Below are 18,364 nucleotides of genomic sequence, written 5' to 3'. Positions count from 1 at the left end.
AAGGTCGGACGGCCGGTCCACCGCCATCGGACTATGCTCGATCCCATGACTTTGTCTGGGAGGGCTGTCATGCGTTACGAAGAGGTTTACCGTCGGTCGGTGGAAGAACCCGAAGCGTTCTGGGCCGAGGAAGCGCACCGGATCTACTGGCATGTACCGCCGCAGCAGATCCTGGATTACAGCAACCCGCCATTCCGGCGCTGGTACGTGGGGGGCCAGACCAACCTCTGCTACAACGCGGTGGACCGGCACCTGGCCGAGCGCCCCGACCAGCTGGCGCTGGTGGCCATTTCCACCGAGACCAACGTCACCCGCGAAATCACCTACCGCGAGCTGTACCGCGAAGTGAATGCGTTCGCCGCCGTGCTGCAGCGGCTGGATGTGCAGCGCGGCGACCGCGTGGTGATCTACATGCCGAACATGGCCGAGGCGGTCTTCGCCATGCTGGCCTGCGCCCGCATCGGCGCCATCCACTCGGTGGTGTTCGGTGGGTTTGCCGCGCACAACCTGGCGCTGCGCATCGACGATGCCGCGCCCAAGCTGCTGATCGCCGCCGATGCCGGCAAGCGCGGCGGCAAGGTGATTCCATACAAGGCGATGGTGGATGCGGCCTGCGCCGAAGCGCAGTCGCCGCCGCCGCACGTGCTGATCGTCTCGCGCGGGCTGGACCCGGCCGAGCCGAAGGTGCCGGGCCGTGATGTCGACTACGCGACCCTGCGCGACGAAGTCGGCGACCAGGACGTGCCGGTGGTGTGGCTGGAATCGAGCGAGCCCAGCTACCTGCTGTACACCTCCGGCACCACCGGCAAGCCCAAGGGTGTGCAGCGCGACGTGGGCGGCTATGCGGTGGCGATGGCGCAGTCCATGGAAACCGTGTTCGACTGCAAGCCGGGCCAGGTGATGTTCTCCACCTCGGACGTCGGCTGGGCGGTGGGGCATTCCTACAACGTCTACGGCCCTCTGATCGGCGGCTGCACCTCGCTGTTGTATGAAGGGCTGCCCACCAACCCGGATCCGGGCATCTGGTGGGCACTGTGCGAACAGTACGGAGTGCGCACGTTGTTCTCGTCGCCGACCGCGATCCGTGTGCTGAAGAAGCACGATGCCGACTTCATCCGACGCCACGACCTGGACGCATTGAAGTATGTATTCCTGGCCGGTGAGCCACTGGACGAGCCGACCGCGCACTGGATCAACGATGCGCTGGGCAAGCCGATCATCGACAACTACTGGCAGACCGAAACCGGCTGGCCGGCGCTGACCCTGCTGCCGGGCGTGGACCTCAAGCCGGTGCGTTTCGGTTCGCCGGGCTTCCCCAACCTCGGTTACCGCATGAAGGTGATCGATGAGAACACCGGCGCCGAAGTGCAGGCCGGGCAGAAGGGCGTGCTGGTGATGGTGCCGCCGCTGCCGCCGGGCTGCATGAGCACGGTCTGGAACGACGACGACCGTTTCATCCAGAGCTACTTCAGCCACTTCAAGGAACTGCTGTACAGCTCGCTGGACTGGGCGATCCGCGACGAAGACGGCTACACCTTCATCCTTGGCCGCACCGACGATGTGATCAACGTGGCCGGGCACCGGCTGGGCACGCGCGAAATCGAGGAATGCATCTCCGGGCACCCGCTGGTGGCCGAAGCGGCGGTGATCGGGGTCAAGGACGAACTCAAGGGCCAGGTGCCGCTGGTGTTCGTCACCCTCAAGCAGGCAGTGGACGGCGACGGCAGCGCGGTGGTGGCCGAGATGATGCAGCGGGTCACCCAGAGCCTGGGCGCGGTCGCGCGTCCGGCGCACATCCACCTGGTCAACGCCCTGCCCAAGACCCGCTCGGGCAAGCTGCTGCGCCGTTCACTGCAGGCCCTGGCCGAACACCGCGACCCGGGCGACCTGTCCACCCTGGACGACCCCGGCGCGCTGGACGAGATCCGCCGGGCGCTGGGGCGGTAACGTGTCCCGTGCTGCGGTGCATTATCCGCCGCGCGGGACCTCGGTTAAGCTGCGGGGGTGATCGTTGTGGGTCCGATGCGCGACACGCCGGGGATGGCGTGCGCGGCCCGGGCTGCTGTCTGGACGACCGCAAGGGGGCGTACGGGTTCCGGTAACCGCCGGGGAGCGTGCGTGCAGGGGGACCAGGTAACAGGGGGAACACATGGCGTACATCCATGCCAAGACGGCCGCTGGCCGTCAGGAAATCGAAGACCGCGCGCGCCGGCTGGTGCCGGGGTTGCGCTCCATTCTGCTGATGGTTGATGGTCAGCGCGATGACAACGAATTGACCGCGATGTTGCCCGGGCTGCGCGCGCCGGACGATGCGCTGGCCCAGCTGGCGGAGATGGGCCTGATCGAAGTGGTCGGTGGTGCGCTGGCGCCAGCCGCGCCACGGGCGCTGACCTCCGGTCGCGAACAGGACCCGGTGCTGTACAAGCAGCTGTATGACTGGATGAGCGAATCGGTCCGCAGACATCTCGGCCTGAAGGGCTACTTCATGCAGCTCAAGATCGAGCGTTGTACCGATGCGGCCAGCCTGGAAAAACTGTGGCCGGAGATGGCCGCCGCCGTGTCCAAGGCGAAGAGTCCCGCGTTGGCCAACCGCTGGCTGGAGGAAACCCGCGCGCTGCTGCACAGCGATGCGCAGCCCGCCTGACGAGAGCGGCGCGGCGCAGCGTTGATGGCGTACATTGGCGTCCTTGCGGGGCGCCAGGAGCAGCGCGTGGACGAACAACACATCGACAACAGCCTCGACGCCGGCAACGACGACGGTACCCCGGGCTGGGACGCCATCAACGCGGCCCTGGGCCCGCTGTACCCCGGGCAGGCGCCGCGCCATTACGGCACCGCGCTGCCGTACACGCTGGGTGGGCGCGACCCGCTCGATGGCATCAGCGTGTACCGCGCCGAGCCGCCGCGCCCGCACTGGCATTACGTCACCTACGGTTTCTCCGAGCTGTACGACAAGCAGAGCGATGACGCTGACAGCAGCGGCTTCGGCTTCGAGCTCACCTTCCGCCTGGCCATCGACAGCGGCGAGGACACCCCGCCGGCATGGCCGATGAACCTGCTGCAGAACCTGGCGCGCTACGTGTTCGGCAGCGGCAACGTGTTCGAGGCCGGGCACCACATGAATGCCAACGGTCCGATAGCGCTGGATACCGACACCTGCCTGCGCCACCTGGCCTTCATGCCCGATCCGCAGCTGCCGGCGCGGGCCACGCCCAATGGTGAACTGGCGTTCCTGCAGGTGATCGGGCTGAGCGACGACGAGATGGCGGCGATCAAGCGCTGGTCAACCGACGGTGTGCTGCAGGCATTGGCACCGCGCATGCCGCTGTGGATCACCGACCTGCACCGTGCCAGCCTGCTGGATGACCCGGCGCTGGTACGGCAACTGCAGGAAGGCAGCGAACGCGAAGGGTCCAGTACCGCGGTCCTGTTTGTGGAGACCCTGGCGTGGCGCGAAGAAGGCGACCAGGTCGTGCTGGTGCTGGGGGCGGGGCAGGTGCCCAATGTGCTTGAACTGCTGCCGCTGCGCCTGCGCCATGGCAATCCGTTGACCATCGTCAGCCGCGAACACGAATGGGTGTTCGCCCCCGGTGATCGCGATGCTGTCGCCAAGGACGGGGAGGGCATGCGCTGCACGCTGACTGCGCAGGGCCTGGATGCGCTGGAGCAGCAGGTGCAGGCTGGGCGCGGGCGCTATCCCGTACCCGGCACGTCGCTGGTGGTGGAAGTGGTGCCGACCGCACTGCGAGATGCACAGGGCAATGTGGTGCGCGAGATCGGCTGATCGCGCGCACCACTTTTGTTTATTGCAGGCCTTCGGCCTTCAGCGCGGCCTGCACGCCGGTGTCGGCTTCCATCCGGGTCTTGAACGCAGCCAGGTTGTCCAGGCCGGTGAGGTCGACCTTGGCACCGGCTGCCCAACGCAGGGTGATGTAGAAGTACGCGTCGGCGTAGCTGCGGAAGCCGGCCAGCCAGGGCTTGTCGGCCAGCTGGCGGTTGGCGGTCTCGAACAGGCCGCGCAGGCGCTTGCGGGCGGCGTCGCGGATCGCGTCGTACTGGCTGTCATCGGCGATGAACTTGGCCGGTGCGAACAGCGGCGAGAACGCCGGGTGCACGTCCGAGTTGACGAAGGCCAGCCAGCGGTTGGCTTCAGCGCGTTGCTGCGGGCTGCCGTCGCCGCCAAGGCCGGCCTGCGGGTAGCTGTCGGCGATGTAGCCCATGATGGCCGCGTTCTGGGTCAGCACGAAGCTGCCGTCCACGATGGTCGGCACCGAGCCGGCCGGATTGATCGCAAGATAGGCCGGGGCCTTCAGGGTGTCCTTGTCGAGCAGTTCCACCTCGAACGGCTGGCCGGTCCACTGCAGGGCGATGTGGTCGGCGGTGGAGCAGGCACCGGGCTTGCTGTACAGCTTCATGGGGAACTCCGTCGGGATGCAGGAAAGGTAAGCGGCCCACTATTCCAGAGCCGGCCCCGCATCCTCAACGGTATGGCCGTAACAGATCGTTACGACGCGCGTGGCTTGAGTTTCTGCACGCGATAGAACGTATGGTCGCCGATGGTGGCCACCTGGTAGGCATTGCGCCAGCTGGGGCTGGCGATGGACAGCGCGGCGAAGTGGCTGGCACCGGGCACGATCTCCTTGCGCTCGCCTTCCGGCAGCGCCCAGTTGCGCTCGGCATCAAAGGCCACGGTCATGGCTTCTTCCCACGCATCGGTGTTGCCCAGCTGGGTGCCCGGCGCCACGATGGTCGGAGCGAACTGCTTGCGCGCGGTGACCACCTTGCACATCGAATCGCCCCACAGCCCGCTGTCCAGCCGGCGCAGCGCCACTTCCGCAACGGCTTGCTGGCCGCGCAGGGTCTGGTCACGCGCTTCGAGGTAGACGGTCGTGCTCAAGCACAGCGAATCGGCGGCCGGCTGGGGCAACAACTGCGACAGCCAGAGAATCCAGGCCAGTTTCATAAATCTCCTTGCTCCGTATGGGCCGCACCTGGCTGTCCATCCGATCAACGGGATGGGGCGGGGTGTACGACTTGGCGTCATGGGGAGGCGGCCATCGGGGCCGCCCTGGAGCGGCACCCGAAAGACGTGGGGGCCGCGCGCTCACTCGAACTGGGTGGTGAGCGGGAAAGTTGGCGCACGATAGGGGGGGATTTCGCAACGCATCCTGAACCGAAAGGCTTGACATTCAGGTTCGGAAGGGGGCCATTTTCGCCCATTCAGGCAGTGCCGGCCGGTGGCCGGCACTCCGGTTACAGGCCTGCCGCCAGGCGGCTGCCCTGGTTGATCGCGCGCTTTGCATCCAGTTCCGCGGCCACATCGGCGCCGCCGATCAGGTGCGCATCCACGCCTGCGGCCAGCAGTGCGGCATGCAGGTCGCGGCGCGGTTCCTGGCCGGCGCAGACCACCACGTGGCTAACCGGCAGGGTCTGTTCCTGGCCATCGATGCGGATGCGCAGGCCGTCGTCGTCCACGCCCAGGTATTCAACGCCGCCCAGCATCTTCACGCCCTTTGCCTTGAGCGTGGCGCGGTGGATCCAGCCGGTGGTCTTGCCCAGCCGTGCGCCGGGCTTGCCCGGGCTGCGCTGCAGCAGCCAGACCTTGCGTGCGGGTGCCTCGGGCTGCGGCCGGGCCAGCGCGCCACGTGCCTCGAAGTTCGGGTCGACGCCCCATTCGGCCATCCAGCGGGCCGGATCCAGCGCGGGGGAGGGGCCCTCGTGCACCAGGAACTCGCCCACGTCGAAGCCGATGCCACCGGCACCGATGATCGCCGCTTCCGCGCCAACCTGCACCCGGCCCAGCAGCACATCGAGATAGCTGACCACCTTGGGATGGTCGGCGCCGGGGAAATCGACCTGGCGCGGGGTGATGCCGGTGGCAACCACCACCGCATCGAAGCCGGCCAGCGTGGCGACATCGGCCACGGTATCGAGCTTCACGCTCACGCCGGTTTCGTCCAGCTTGTGGCGGAAGTAGCGCAGCGTTTCGTGGAATTCTTCCTTGCCGGGAATGCGCTTGGCCACGTTGAACTGGCCGCCGATCTCGCTGCCGGCGTCGAACAGGGTGACCTCATGCCCGCGTTCGGCGGCCACCGTGGCGCAGGCAAGGCCGGCCGGACCAGCACCGACCACCGCGACCTTCTTCGGGGCCGTGGTGGGGCGGTAGACCAGTTCGGTTTCATGCACCGCGCGTGGGTTGACCAGGCAGCTGGCGGTCTTGTTCTCGAACACGTGGTCCAGGCACGCCTGGTTGCAGGCAATGCAGGTATTGATCGCGTGCGCACGACCGGCGCGCGCCTTGTTGGCCCATTCCGGGTCGGCCAGCAGCGGCCGTGCCAGCGACACCATGTCCGCGCCGCCGCCGGCCAGGATGTGTTCGGCCACGTCGGGCATGTTGATGCGGTTGGTGGCGATCACCGGCACGCGTACATGCGGCTTGAGCTTGGCGGTGACCCCGGCGAACGCCGCGCGCGGCACCGAGGTGGCGATGGTGGGCACGCGTGCTTCATGCCAGCCGATGCCGGAATTGATCAGGGTGGCGCCGGCCGCTTCAATGGCCTTGGCCTGCTGCACGATCTCATCCCAGTTGCTGCCGTCCTCCACCAGGTCCACCAATGACAACCGGTAGATGATGATGAAATCCGGGCCGCACGCTTCGCGGATGCGGCGCACGATCTCCACCGCGAACTGCATGCGCCGGGTAGCGTCGCCGCCCCAGCGATCGTCGCGCAGGTTGGTGCGCGGGGCGATGAACTCGTTGATCAGGTAGCCCTCCGAGCCCATCACCTCCACACCGTCGTAGCCGGCTTCGCGGGCCAGCCGCGCGCTGCGCGCGTAATCGGCGATATGCCGTTCCACGCCGCGTGCCGACAGCGCGCGGGGGGTGAACGGATTGATCGGCGCCTTCTTCTTCGACGGCGCCACCGACAGGGGGTGGTAGGCGTAACGGCCGGCGTGCAGCAGCTGCAGGCAGATCTTGCCGTCATGGCCGTGCACCGCCGCGGTGAGCTGGCGGTGCGGACCCACTTCCCACGGCCAGGACAGCTTGCCGCCGAACGGCTTGAGCCAGCCCACCACGTTGGGCGCATAGCCGCCGGTGACGATCAGCCCGACCCCACCCGCCGCGCGCTCGGCGAAGTACGCGGCCAGCCGCGGGAAGTCGCGCGCGCGGTCTTCCAGCCCGGTGTGCATGGACCCCATCAGGATGCGGTTGCGCAGGGTGGTGAAGCCCAGGTCGAGCGGGGCGAACAGGTGGGGGTAGGCGGGAGTTTCGGCGGCTGGCGACATGAAGATACGCTTGCGTACGGTAGGTGCGAAGGGTGCCGCGTATCGCCATTGCACGCAAGGGTCACCGCAGGGCGGGCGCCGGCTCCGGTCTGCGCACACCAAACAGGGGCAGCGTATAGCCGCACAGGGGGCCGATCAGCAGCGCGAAGGCAAGGGTGCCCAGGCCGACGTTGCCGCCCAGGTACCAGCCGATGACCAGAACGGTGCCCTCGATGAGGCTGCGCACCAGCCAGATCGGCCAGCCGGTGCGGGCATGCAGGCCGGTCATCAGGCCATCGCGCGGGCCCGGTCCGAAACGGGCACCGATGTAGAGGCCGGTGGCGACCGCCACCAGCAGCAGCCCCAGGGCAAACATCGGCACCTGCCACACCAGCCCGTGCACTTCCGGCAGCAGCCACAGGCCGAACTGCGCGCTGGGGCCGATCAGCAGCACGTTCAACACCGTGCCCAGTCCCGGCTTCTGCCGGATCGGCCACCACAGCAGCAGTACCAGCGCTCCGATCACGTTGGTGGCCACGCCGAACGACAGCGGCGTCTGCAGCGCGATGCCCTGGGAGAGCACATCCCAGGGCGCCACGCCGATCGCGGCGCGGATCATCACCGCCGCGCCCATCCCGTACAGGAACAGGCCGATCAGAAGTTGCAGCAGGCGCAGGGGGAGGGAGGTGGGCATGGCGGCGTCATCGACAGGGCGTTTGACTGTAGGGCGCGCGCTGTCGCGCCGACAGATACAGATGCAGGCGAAAGCGCGCACACACCGCGCGCGCCGACGCTCACTCCCAGCCGGACAGCACCAGCTTGCCGGTAACTCCGCCGCCTTCCAGCAGGCGATGGGCTTCGCGCAGGTTGGCCGCATTGATGCTGCCCAACGAGGTATGCGCGGTGCTGCGCAGTTCACCGGCATCGACCAGGCTGGCCACCCGGCTGAGGATGCGGTGCTGTTCCACCATGTCGGCGGTCTGGAATCGCGATCGGGCGAACATGAATTCCCAATGGATGCCGATGCACTTGGCCTTGTAGGGATCGCCGATGCGGAGCGGGCCACGCGGTTCCACGATGAGGCCGACATGCCCCTGCGGCGCCAGCAGCTCGCCCAGCACTTCCCAGTAGTGGTCGGTGTCGGCCAGGTTCAGCGCCACCTCCACCTGCGCAATGCCCAGCGCCTGCAGCTGCGCCGGCAGCGGCTGGCGGTGATCGACCACATGGTCGGCGCCCATCCGGCGACACCATTCGGCCGAGTCGTCACGCGATGCGGTGGCCACCACGGTGAAGCCGGCATGGCGTGCCAGTTGAATCGCGATGGAACCGACACCGCCTGCACCGCCGATGACCAGCAGGGTCTGGCCAACGTGGCGGCGATCATCGAAATGCAGCGGCATGCGCTCGAACAGCAGTTCCCATGCGGTCAATACAGTCAGTGGCAGCGCTGCGGCTTCAGCGAAATCCAGCGTGGTCGGCTTGCGGCCCACCAGGCGCTCATCCACCCACTGCCACTGTGCATTGCTGCCGGGTCGCGTTACGTCGCCGGCGTAATACACCTCATCGCCCGGAGCGAACGCGGTCACGTGCGCACCCACGGCCTCAACGGTGCCCGAAGCGTCAAATCCCAGAACGCGCGGTGGCGACACGTCACCGGCGCGCGGCGCGCGCTGCTTGGTGTCGACCGGATTCACCGAGACGGCGTGAACGCGCACCAGAACGTCATGCCCCTGGGGCGCGCCGGGTTCAGGTAACGCGAGGTCAAGAAGCGAATCGACGTGGTCGATGGGCAGGTACCGAGAGAGGCCTACGGCTTTCATGGCAGCTCCTGTGGAGATGAACAACGTCATCATAAGGTCGCTTTTGAACCTGTTTGCGAGCTGAATCGCCAGCCTGCGACAAACTGCATCAAATACTGTGGCGAGCCTTTGAAAACTCTGGGAAAGTCCTGAAAAGCCTTGCCATTGTTGGGTCTTGCGGAAGTTCACCAACCTGTATAGGGTGCCACCAGCTGGACCCGGAGGAGGTCTGGTCGCTGATTTCACATGTTACGTGACCGTTAACATCGCCTTCACTCCCCTGAGCATAATGTTCGCGGCGGTGGCGTGCTGAATCGGCAGTCTTAAACGACGCAGTAGTGCTGGCCCATGCCTCTACCGGTTTCATACCCCCGAAATAGGAGCTGTATTACATGAACAAGAAGATCCTCACTGCCGCGCTGCTGGGCGGCCTGGCGTTTGCCCAGGCAGCCTCCGCGCAGGATTTTGATGACCGCTGGTACCTGACCGGTTCGGCCGGCTTCAACTTCCAGGATAGCGACCGTACGACCAACGACGCTCCGTTCGTTACCCTGGGTCTTGGCAAGTTCATCAGCCCCAACTGGTCGCTGGACGGCGAGCTGAACTATCAGAACCCGAACTTCGACGACAACCAGGACCTGAACTGGAGCCAGTACGGCGCCTCGATCGACCTGCGCCGCCACTTCATCTCCGAAGGCCGTGGCTGGAACCCGTACCTGCTGATGGGCCTGGGCTACCAGAAGTCGGAAGAGGAATACAACAACTTCCCGTCGCCGGACAGCCCGGGTGAGCGCAAGGACGGCAACTTCGCCGCCAAGCTCGGCGTCGGCCTGCAGACCACCTTCGACAAGCGCGTTGCAGTCCGCGCCGAAGTGGCCTACCGCGGTGACTTCGACGACAAGAGCGTTGCCGCTGCGGACGAAAGCTGGTTCGGCGACGTGCTGGCCTCGGTCGGCGTCGTGATCCCGCTGGGCCCGCCGCCGGCTGCCGCGGTTGTTGCCCCGCCGCCGGTTGCCCCGAGCTGCGCAGACCTGGATGACGACGGTGACGGCGTCAACAACTGCGACGACAAGTGCCCGAACTCGCAGCCGGGTCAGACCATCGGTCCGGACGGTTGCCCGGTGCCGGTCTCCATCGACCTGAAGGGCGTCAACTTCGACTTCGACAAGTCGAACCTGCGTCCGGACGCCGTGGCGATCCTGTCCGAAGCTACCCAGATCCTGGTGCGTTACCCGGACATCCGCGTCGAAGTGGCTGGCCACACCGACCTGTGCGGCAAGGATGACTACAACCAGAAGCTGTCCGAGCGTCGTGCGACCGCCGTGTACAACTATCTGACCCAGAACGGCGTGGCTGCCAGCCGTCTGGCCGGTCCGATCGGTTACGGCGAGAGCCGTCCGCTGGAGCAGACCCCGCAGACCTTCCCGGCCTGCAAGAGCGAGAAGAACCGTCGTACCGAGCTGAACGTCCAGAACTAATCGTTCCGGAACATCAGTCTCAGGAAAGGGCCCGGCATTGCCGGGCCCTTTTTTTTGCCCTGTTCGCCAGGAATCAACAATAAATCCAACAAGTTGCCGTATTCATTGAATGTGGGATCTTGAAAGGCGTTGTGGCGCTGTTAAACTCGGTGCGTCGCCCTCTTTCCTGGATGCATCCCATGCTGCGTATCGCACTGGCCGCCGCACTCGGCCTGGCCCTGGTTCCCACCGCTTACGCAGCCGTGGATTGCTCCGCTTCGGCCACCAGCGTCAAGCCGCTGCCGTTGCCGGCCACCGCGATCGCCCCGGTGGCGTCCGAGCTGTACATCCGCAATGTGCAGCTGGGCATGCCCGCGGGCGTGCTGACCTCCAACTTCGACCAGCAGCAGTCGCTCGACCGCGTGCTGCAGCGCCTTCGCATCGATGGCTGCCAGAACATCGCCAAGGCGATGCCGGGCGCGCCTGCCATCAAGCCGAACGATCCGGCCGCCTACAAGCCGCAGACCGAGTTCGACAACACGCCGTGGCGCTTCGACATGAGCCAGAACGGCAAGCGTATGACCGCCGATGAGTTCGACGCCTGGATGAAGTCGCGCGGCGTGCGCGTGGTCAAGCCGCGTGCGGCCGCCGCCGCGGCACCCGCACCCGCACCGGCCGCTGAAGCACCGGCTGAGACCAAGCCGGGCGGCAAGAAGTAAGCAACGCGCGCGGCGCCCGATGCGTAACCGTCGCCCCCCCGCCGCGCCCACCGCTCGACCACGCCGCGATCCGCGGCGTGCGTCCGCCCCCGCCAGACCTGCAGCCCAGCCCAGCGATGCGCCACGCCACGGGCTGGCGCGCGTGCTGTCCAAGGCCGGGCTGTGCTCGCGCACCGAAGCGGCGCGCTGGATCGGCGAGGGCCGGGTGACGGTCGATGGGCGCACCATCAACAACCCCGAATTCCCGATCATCGACGGCCGTCACGTGGTGCGTGTCGATGGCCAGCCGTTGGATGCACCGCGCCGCCTGCACATCGTGCTCAACAAGCCGCGCGGCCTGGTCACCACCGCGCAGGACGAGCAGGGCCGCGACACCGTGTACCGCTGCTTCGACGGGGCGGGGCTGCCGTGGCTGGCGCCGGTCGGGCGGCTGGACAAGGCCAGTGAAGGCCTGCTGCTGTTCAGCAACGACCCGCAGTGGGCTGCGCGGCTGACCGACCCCAGCACCGGGCCGGACAAGACCTACCACGTCCAGATCGATGCCATTCCCGATGCCGCGCAGCTGGCTGCGCTGTGCAGCGGCGTGGACGACGACGGCGAATTCCTGCGCGCCCGCCAGGCACGCCTGCTGCGCAGTGGCGACAAGACCGCCTGGCTGGAAGTGGTGCTGGAAGAAGGCCGCAACCGCCATATCCGCCGCCTGCTGGCGGCCTTCGACATCAACGTGCTGCGGCTGGTGCGCGTAGGCATCGGCCGGCTGCCGCTGGGCACCCTGGCCAAGGGTGCCTGGCGCGAACTGGAGCCGCACGAGCTGGACCTGCTGACCGCCACGGCCGATGTCGCCGTGGCCGATACCTGAGATTGGGCAAGGGATGGCCTGCGACCGAGATTTCGTCACCTACCGGGAGAATGCCATGTACGCCCACCCCCTGACCCGTTCCCTGCTGCGCAGCGCCTGGCTGCTGCTGCCTGCCGCGCTGCTCAGCGCCTGCGGCGGCCATAAGGAGGTGGTCAAGGCCACGCCGCCGCCGGTGACCGACAAGATCGTGGAGATCCAGCCCACCGAACGCGATGGGCGGGGCGCCTATCGCTTCCACATGAGCAACGGCGAAAAGCGCATGAGCGCCGACGAGTTCGATGCGTGGATGAAGGCCAACGGCATCCGGGTCGCCAAGGGCAACCCGAATGGAACGCCGGCGGCCAAGCCGGTGGTGGTGGCCAGCAAGGAAGACGCGAAGGGCAAGAAGAAAAAGAAATGACGCGCGATGCGCGTCAGCCCTTGATCACGCCCAGCTCCAGGCCGATCCGGGTGAACGCATCAATCGCCCGGTCCAGGTGTGCACGGGTGTGCGCGGCGCTGATCTGGGTGCGGATGCGGGCCTGGCCCTTGGGCACGACCGGGAAGAAGAAACCGATCGCATAGATGCCTTCCTCGAGCAGGCGCTCGGCGAACTTCTGCGCCAGCGGCGCGTCATACAGCATCACCGGGCTGATCGGGTGCACGCCGGGCTTCACGTCGAAGCCGGCGGCGGTCATCTTCTGGCGGAAGTAGGCGGTGTTGTCGGCCAGCGTGGTGCGCAGGTCGTCGGCAGCGGCCAACATGTCGAATGCCTTGATCCCGGCGGCGACCACGTGCGGCGGCAGCGAGTTGGAGAACAGGTACGGGCGCGAACGCTGGCGCAGGAGCTCGATCACTTCGGCGCTGGCGGTGGTGAAGCCGCCCAGCGCGCCGCCCATGGCCTTGCCCAGGGTGCCGGTGATGATGTCGATCTTCTCGAGCACGCCCTTGACCTCGGCCGAGCCGCGGCCGGTAGCGCCCAGGAAGCCGGTGGCGTGGCACTCGTCGATGTGCACCAGCGCGTTGTACTTCTTCGCCAGCGCGGTGATCTCATCGAGCGGGGCAATGAAGCCGTCCATCGAGAACACGCCGTCGGTGGTGATCAGCTTGGTGCGGCAGCCAGCCGCATCGGCCGCCTGCAGCTGGGCTTCCAGGTCGGCCATGTCGCAGTTGGCGTAGCGGAAGCGCTTGGCCTTGCACAGGCGCACGCCGTCGATGATCGAGGCATGGTTGAGCGCGTCGGAGATGATCGCGTCATTCTCGCCCAGCAGCGGCTCGAACAGGCCGCCGTTGGCGTCGAAGCAGGCCGCGTACAGGATGGTGTCCTGCTTGCCGAAGAAGCCGGCGATCTGCTGCTCCAGCTGCTTGTGCAGGTCCTGGGTGCCGCAGATGAAGCGCACCGAGGCCATGCCGAAGCCGTGGCTGTCCAGCGCGTCCTTGGCCGCCTGGATCAGGTCCGGGTGGTCGGCCAGGCCCAGGTAGTTGTTGGCGCAGAAGTTCAGCACCGTGCGGCCGTCGTCCAGGGTGATCTCGGCCGACTGGGGGCTGGTGATGACGCGCTCGGACTTGAACAGGCCCTGGGCACGGATCGCCTCCAGTTCTTCAACATAGTGCTGGGTGAGCGGGGCGGTCGGGGCGTCGGTCATGGCAGGCGGTCATCGGCACGGGGAAAACCGGGATTTTACAGCCCACCGCAGGAAACGGTTGCAGATGGGATTGTTGCATCGCAATATCAATCAGGTTAAGAATCCGTAAACACGCGCTGCATCCACCCCACGTCCCGGAGACCCCGCATGAACCACGCCACGCGCTGTACTGCCGCCGCTGTGCTCTGCGCCGCCTTGCTTGCCCCGTTTGCCGCCAGTGCCCAGGACGAGGCCGAATCGCCGTTCAGCTGGAACGTGACCGGCGTGTCCGATTACGTGTTCCGCGGTGTCTCCCAGACCGACGAAGACCCGACCGTGCAGGCCGGCTTCACCTACACCTCGCCGGTCGGCCTGTACGCCGGTGTGTGGGGTTCGGGCGTGGACTTCGGCGACGGCGGCCCGGATGCCGAAGTCGATTACTTCATCGGCTACGGCGTGGACGTCACCGACAGCGTCAACTTCGACGTGATGCTCAACCACTACAGCTACCCCGGCTCCAGCGAACTGGCGTACACCGAGCTGATCACCAAGACCAGCTTCGCCGAGCACTACAACGTGACCGTGGCCTACACCAACGATGTCTGGAACACCGACACCGATGGCTGGTACTTCGCCGCAGGCACCGAATGGGCGCTGCCCAATGAGTTCAACCTGACCGCCAACGTCGGCCGCAGCACGTTCGAAGACGGTGTTGCCAAGGACTACACCGACTGGAACATCGGCGTGAACCGCACTTGGGGCCTGTTCACCCTGGGCCTGGGCTACTACGGCACGGACGGCAACGGGCGCGACAATTCCGGCAAGCTCGCCGACAACCGCGTGGTGTTCACGGTCGCCATCGGGCAATAACGCGCGTTTGGCCGGCAAAGAAAAAGGCACCCGATGGGTGCCTTTTTCGTACCGACCAACGGTCGGCACCTACCGCAATTTTCGTACCGACCAACGGTCGGCACCTACCGCAATTTTCGTACCGACCAACGGTCGGCACCTACCGCGATCTGGTAGGTCACGACCGTTGGTCGTGACCTACCGGCATCAGTTCCAGCTCAGGACCACCTTGCCGGCCTTGCCCTGTTCCATCAGGTCAAAACCCTTCTGGAATTCGTCGATCGGCAACTGGTGGGTCATCACCTTGCCGAGCGGGAAGCCGGACAGCACCAGCTGGGTCATCTTGTACCAGGTCTCGTACATCTTGCGGCCGTAGATGCCCTGCACGGTCAGGCCCTTGAAGATGATCTTGTCCCAGTCGCAGCCGGCGCCCTTGGGCATGATGCCGAGCATGGCGATCTTGCCGCCGTGGTACATGCAGTCGAGCATGTCGTTGAACGCGCGCGGGTTGCCGCTCATTTCCAGGCCCACGTCGAAGCCCTCCATGTGCAGTTCCTTCATCACGTCCTTCAGCGAGGTGTTGGCCACGTTGACCACGCGGGTGGCGCCCATGTCGGCGGCCAGCTTCAGGCGGAAGTCGTTGACGTCGGTCACCACCACGTTGCGGGCACCGATGTGCTTGCAGATGCCGGCGGCGATGATCCCGATCGGGCCCGCACCGGTGATCAGCACGTCTTCGCCGATCACGTCGAATTCCAGCGCGCAGTGCGCGGCATTGCCGTACGGGTCGAAGAAGGCGGCCAGCTCGGACGGGATCTGGTCGGGGATCGGCCACAGGTTGCTGGCCGGCATCACCATGTATTCGGCAAAGGCGCCGTTGACGTTCACGCCGATGCCCACGGTATTCGGGCACAGGTGCGGGCGGCCGCCGCGGCAGTTGCGGCAGTGGCCGCACACGATGTGGCCTTCGGCCGACACGCGCTGGCCGATCTCGTAGCCGGTCACGCCCGGGCCGATCTCGGCGATCCGCCCGACGAACTCATGGCCGATGGTCAGGCCCGGCTTGATCGTGCGCTGGCTCCACTCGTCCCACAGGTAGATGTGCAGGTCGGTACCGCAGATGGCGGTCTTCTCCAGCTTGATCAGGACCTCGTTCGGGCCCGGCACCGGCACCGGCACTTCTTCGAGCCAGATGCCCTTGGCGGCTTCACGCTTGACCAGGGCCTTCATTGTTTGCTGCGCCATCGGGGTGGAACTCGTCTGGGGGAAAGGCGGAATTATAGGGCCGGCAGGGGCTTGGGCATGTTGCGGTGCGGTCCGTGACTTTCGGCCGACAGGGCAGGCGGGGGACCCGGCTACAATCGGCGGTTCTTTCACCAGGGGCCGCCCATGCGCTCGAACCTGCTTGCCTTCTCCGTCGTCGCCAGCCTTGCGCTGGTCCAGGCCGCCCATGCCGCTGAGGGCATGTGGGTGCCGCAACAGTTGCCGGAGATCGCCGGGCCGCTCAAGCAGGCGGGCCTGAAGCTGTCCCCGGAACAGATTTCCGACCTGACCGGCGACCCGATGGGCGCGGTGGTCGCGCTGGGCGGCTGCACCGCCAGCTTCGTGTCCCCGCAGGGCCTGGTGGTGACCAACCACCATTGCGCCTACGGTGCGATCCAGCTCAATTCCACCGCCGAGAAGAACCTGATCAAGGACGGCTTCAACGCGCCGACCCTGAAGGATGAGCTGAGCGCCGGCCCGAACGCGCGCGTGTTCGTGCTCGACCAGATCACCGATGTCACCGACCAGGCCAAGGCCGCCATCGCCGCCGCCGGCAAGGATCCGCTGGCCCGCACCCGCGCGCTGGAAGCCTTCGACAAGGCGCAGACCGCCGCCTGCGAAGCCGATGCTGGCTTCCGCTGCCGCCTGTACAGCTTCTCCGGCGGCAACACCTACCGCCTGTTCCGCAACATGGAAATCAAGGACGTGCGCCTGGTCTACGCGCCCCCGGGCAGCGTCGGCAAGTTCGGCGGCGACGTCGACAACTGGATGTGGCCGCGCCACACCGGTGACTTCTCCTTCTACCGCGCCTACGTGGGCAAGGACGGCAAGCCGGCGGCGTTCTCGGCCGACAACGTGCCGTACCAGCCCAAACACTTCCTGAAATTCGCCGACCAGCCGCTGGGCGCAGACGACTTCGTGATGGTGGCCGGCTACCCGGGCCGCACCAACCGCTACGCACTGGCTGCGGAATTCAACGAAACCGCCAGCTTCACCTACCCGACCATCGCCCGCCACTACAACGCGGTGCTGGACCTGATCGCCAAGGCCGGCAAGGCCGATCCGGACGTGAAGGTGAAATACGCCGCCACCGCCGCCAGCATGAACAACGTGGCCAAGAACTACGTGGGCCAGCTGGAAGGCTTCAAGCGCATCGACGCGGCGGGCCAGAAGCAGGCCGAAGAGGCTGCGGTGCTGGCCTGGTTGAAGAAGCAGGGCGCTGCCGGCAAGCCGGCGCTGGCCGCGCACGCGCAGCTGGTCAAGCACCTCGATACGAGCAAGAGCACCCGCGAGCGCGATCTGTTCGTGGGCCAGTTCAACAACACCTCCGCTGTCGGCGCCGCGCTGGCCCTGTACCGCCTGTCGATCGAGCGCGCCAAGCCCGACGCGCAGCGCGAAGCCGGTTACCAGGAACGCGACCTGCCGACCATCGAAGGCAGCCTGCGCCAGATGGACCGCCGTTACGTGCCGGGCATGGACCAGCAGCTGCAGCAGTACTGGCTGAACCAGTACGTGGCCCTGCCGCCGGCGCAGCGCACCAATGACGTGCTGAACCAGTGGCTGGCCGGCAGTGATGCCGCCGCCGTGGACGGCCTGGTCAGGAAACTGTCCGGCACGAAGCTGGGCAGCCTCGACGAGCGCCTGACCTGGTTCAAGGCCGACCGCGCTGCTTTCGAAGCCAGCACCGACCCGGTCATCCAGTACGCCGTGGCGACCATGCCGGCCCTGCTGCAGCAGGAAGAGCAGAAGAAGACCCGTGAAGGCGAATCGCTGCTGGCCCGCCCGGCCTACCTGCAGGCCGTGGCCGACTACAAGAAGAGCGAGGGTGAATTCGTCTACCCGGACGCCAACCTGTCGCTGCGCATCACCTTCGGCAACGTCATGGGCTACGGCAAGGACGGGGTGAACTACACGCCGTTCACCACCCTGGAAGGCGTGGCGGCCAAGGAAACGGGCGAAGATCCGTTCGATTCGCCCAAGGCCCTGCTGGATGCGGTCAAGGCCAAGCGCTACGGCGGGCTGGAAGACAAGCGGATCGGCTCGGTGCCGGTCAATTTCCTCTCCAACCTGGACATCACCGGCGGCAACTCCGGTTCCCCGGTACTGGATGCGCACGGCAAGCTGGTCGGCCTGGCCTTCGACGGCAACTGGGAATCGGTCAGCTCCAACTGGGTGTTCGACCCGGTGATGACCCGCATGATTGCGGTGGACAGCCGCTACATGCAGTGGATCATGCAGGAAGTGGCTCCGGCCCCGCAGCTGCTCAAGGAGCTGAACCTCACGGCCAGGTAACGCAAGGGACGGCGCAGCCGGCCCTAACGTCGCTTGTCGACGGCCCGAAGGGTGCCCACCCCGGTGGGCATACCGTTGGTCGCTACTCCGGTTAAAGAAACCCCGCGGCAATGCCGCGGGTTTTTTTTTGCGCACTGGATCAAACGCGGCTGCCGGTGAATCGAGCGCCGGGCCCCCATACCCTTTCCGGCGAATGTCCCCCGGGTTCGGCCTGCGGCCGCCCCCTCCTCCTTTAATTCGCCTACAAGGGTATGGA

The 18,364-nt window shown here is 66.5% G+C and carries 16 protein-coding genes; 9 read left to right on the top strand and 7 right to left on the bottom strand.

The genetic code is table 11. The features are described from left to right. Nucleotides 1-69: 69 nt before the first annotated feature. The 3 genes from prpE to ACQG3P_RS17675 all read left to right on the top strand — a co-directional run bounded on the left by prpE (nt 70) and on the right by ACQG3P_RS17675 (nt 3,784). A complete protein-coding gene (gene prpE, locus ACQG3P_RS17685) occupies nt 70-1,947 on the top strand; it encodes a propionate--CoA ligase (protein ID WP_426805785.1) in 1,878 nt (625 codons plus the stop codon). Nucleotides 1,948-2,149: 202 nt separating this feature from the next. Next, entirely contained in the window at nt 2,150-2,644 is a 495-nt protein-coding gene (locus tag ACQG3P_RS17680) for a hypothetical protein (protein WP_068849505.1), read from the top strand. A gap of 66 nt (nt 2,645-2,710) precedes the next feature. Beyond that, on the top strand, nt 2,711-3,784 hold the full coding sequence (locus ACQG3P_RS17675; RefSeq protein ID WP_426805784.1) for a suppressor of fused domain protein: 1,074 nt from the start codon (nt 2,711-2,713) through the stop codon (nt 3,782-3,784). Nucleotides 3,785-3,803: 19 nt separating this feature from the next. Here the strand turns inward: ACQG3P_RS17675 and ACQG3P_RS17670 are convergent, their stop codons facing one another. The 5 genes from ACQG3P_RS17670 to ACQG3P_RS17650 all read right to left on the bottom strand — a co-directional run bounded on the left by ACQG3P_RS17670 (nt 3,804) and on the right by ACQG3P_RS17650 (nt 9,086). Beyond that, nucleotides 3,804-4,415 (bottom strand): glutathione S-transferase N-terminal domain-containing protein, encoded by a 612-nt coding sequence (locus ACQG3P_RS17670; RefSeq protein ID WP_093534601.1) that lies wholly within the window; start codon nt 4,413-4,415, stop codon nt 3,804-3,806. An 89-nt stretch (nt 4,416-4,504) separates the two neighbouring features. Continuing rightward, nucleotides 4,505-4,963 (bottom strand): cell wall hydrolase, encoded by a 459-nt coding sequence (locus ACQG3P_RS17665; protein WP_068849509.1) that lies wholly within the window; start codon nt 4,961-4,963, stop codon nt 4,505-4,507. A gap of 290 nt (nt 4,964-5,253) precedes the next feature. Continuing rightward, the gene (locus ACQG3P_RS17660; protein WP_426805783.1) at nt 5,254-7,287 is read right to left on the bottom strand and encodes an FAD-dependent oxidoreductase; all 2,034 of its coding nucleotides are present in this window, start codon (nt 7,285-7,287) and stop codon (nt 5,254-5,256) included. 61 nt (nt 7,288-7,348) lie between these two features. After that, nucleotides 7,349-7,960, bottom strand: coding sequence for a YczE/YyaS/YitT family protein (locus tag ACQG3P_RS17655; protein WP_068849513.1), 612 nt, complete (start codon nt 7,958-7,960; stop codon nt 7,349-7,351). Nucleotides 7,961-8,060: 100 nt separating this feature from the next. After that, a complete protein-coding gene (locus tag ACQG3P_RS17650) occupies nt 8,061-9,086 on the bottom strand; it encodes a zinc-binding alcohol dehydrogenase family protein (RefSeq protein WP_426805782.1) in 1,026 nt (341 codons plus the stop codon). 371 nt (nt 9,087-9,457) lie between these two features. On the opposite strand from ACQG3P_RS17650, the gene ACQG3P_RS17645 reads away from it, so the two are divergent. The 4 genes from ACQG3P_RS17645 to ACQG3P_RS17630 all read left to right on the top strand — a co-directional run bounded on the left by ACQG3P_RS17645 (nt 9,458) and on the right by ACQG3P_RS17630 (nt 12,500). Next, the gene (locus ACQG3P_RS17645; protein ID WP_093534607.1) at nt 9,458-10,543 is read left to right on the top strand and encodes an OmpA family protein; all 1,086 of its coding nucleotides are present in this window, start codon (nt 9,458-9,460) and stop codon (nt 10,541-10,543) included. Nucleotides 10,544-10,722: 179 nt separating this feature from the next. Further along, nucleotides 10,723-11,241, top strand: coding sequence for a hypothetical protein (locus tag ACQG3P_RS17640; protein WP_068849519.1), 519 nt, complete (start codon nt 10,723-10,725; stop codon nt 11,239-11,241). Nucleotides 11,242-11,260: 19 nt separating this feature from the next. Continuing rightward, the gene (locus tag ACQG3P_RS17635) at nt 11,261-12,100 is read left to right on the top strand and encodes a pseudouridine synthase (protein WP_426805781.1); all 840 of its coding nucleotides are present in this window, start codon (nt 11,261-11,263) and stop codon (nt 12,098-12,100) included. 55 nt (nt 12,101-12,155) lie between these two features. Beyond that, on the top strand, nt 12,156-12,500 hold the full coding sequence (locus tag ACQG3P_RS17630) for a hypothetical protein (protein WP_426805780.1): 345 nt from the start codon (nt 12,156-12,158) through the stop codon (nt 12,498-12,500). Between the two features lie 13 nt (nt 12,501-12,513). On the opposite strand, the gene kbl is transcribed toward ACQG3P_RS17630, so the two are convergent. Next, entirely contained in the window at nt 12,514-13,725 is a 1,212-nt protein-coding gene (gene kbl / locus ACQG3P_RS17625) for a glycine C-acetyltransferase (protein WP_068849526.1), read from the bottom strand. Nucleotides 13,726-13,872: 147 nt separating this feature from the next. Between kbl and ACQG3P_RS17620 the strand changes: the two genes are divergently transcribed. Beyond that, a complete protein-coding gene (locus ACQG3P_RS17620) occupies nt 13,873-14,574 on the top strand; it encodes a TorF family putative porin (protein WP_184124935.1) in 702 nt (233 codons plus the stop codon). Nucleotides 14,575-14,760: 186 nt separating this feature from the next. On the opposite strand, the gene tdh is transcribed toward ACQG3P_RS17620, so the two are convergent. Next, nucleotides 14,761-15,783, bottom strand: coding sequence for an L-threonine 3-dehydrogenase (gene tdh / locus ACQG3P_RS17615; protein ID WP_210131951.1), 1,023 nt, complete (start codon nt 15,781-15,783; stop codon nt 14,761-14,763). Between the two features lie 159 nt (nt 15,784-15,942). On the opposite strand from tdh, the gene ACQG3P_RS17610 reads away from it, so the two are divergent. Beyond that, nucleotides 15,943-18,108: a S46 family peptidase gene (locus ACQG3P_RS17610; protein WP_426805779.1), complete on the top strand. Its 2,166-nt coding sequence runs from the start codon at nt 15,943-15,945 to the stop codon at nt 18,106-18,108. The last annotated feature ends 256 nt before the right edge of the window (nt 18,109-18,364 follow it).

This window comes from Stenotrophomonas sp. SrG, assembly GCF_050031795.1.
In the GTDB taxonomy this organism is placed as follows: Bacteria; Pseudomonadota; Gammaproteobacteria; order Xanthomonadales; family Xanthomonadaceae; genus Stenotrophomonas; species Stenotrophomonas rhizophila_A.
This window is presented reverse-complemented; position numbering and strand designations above follow the sequence as displayed.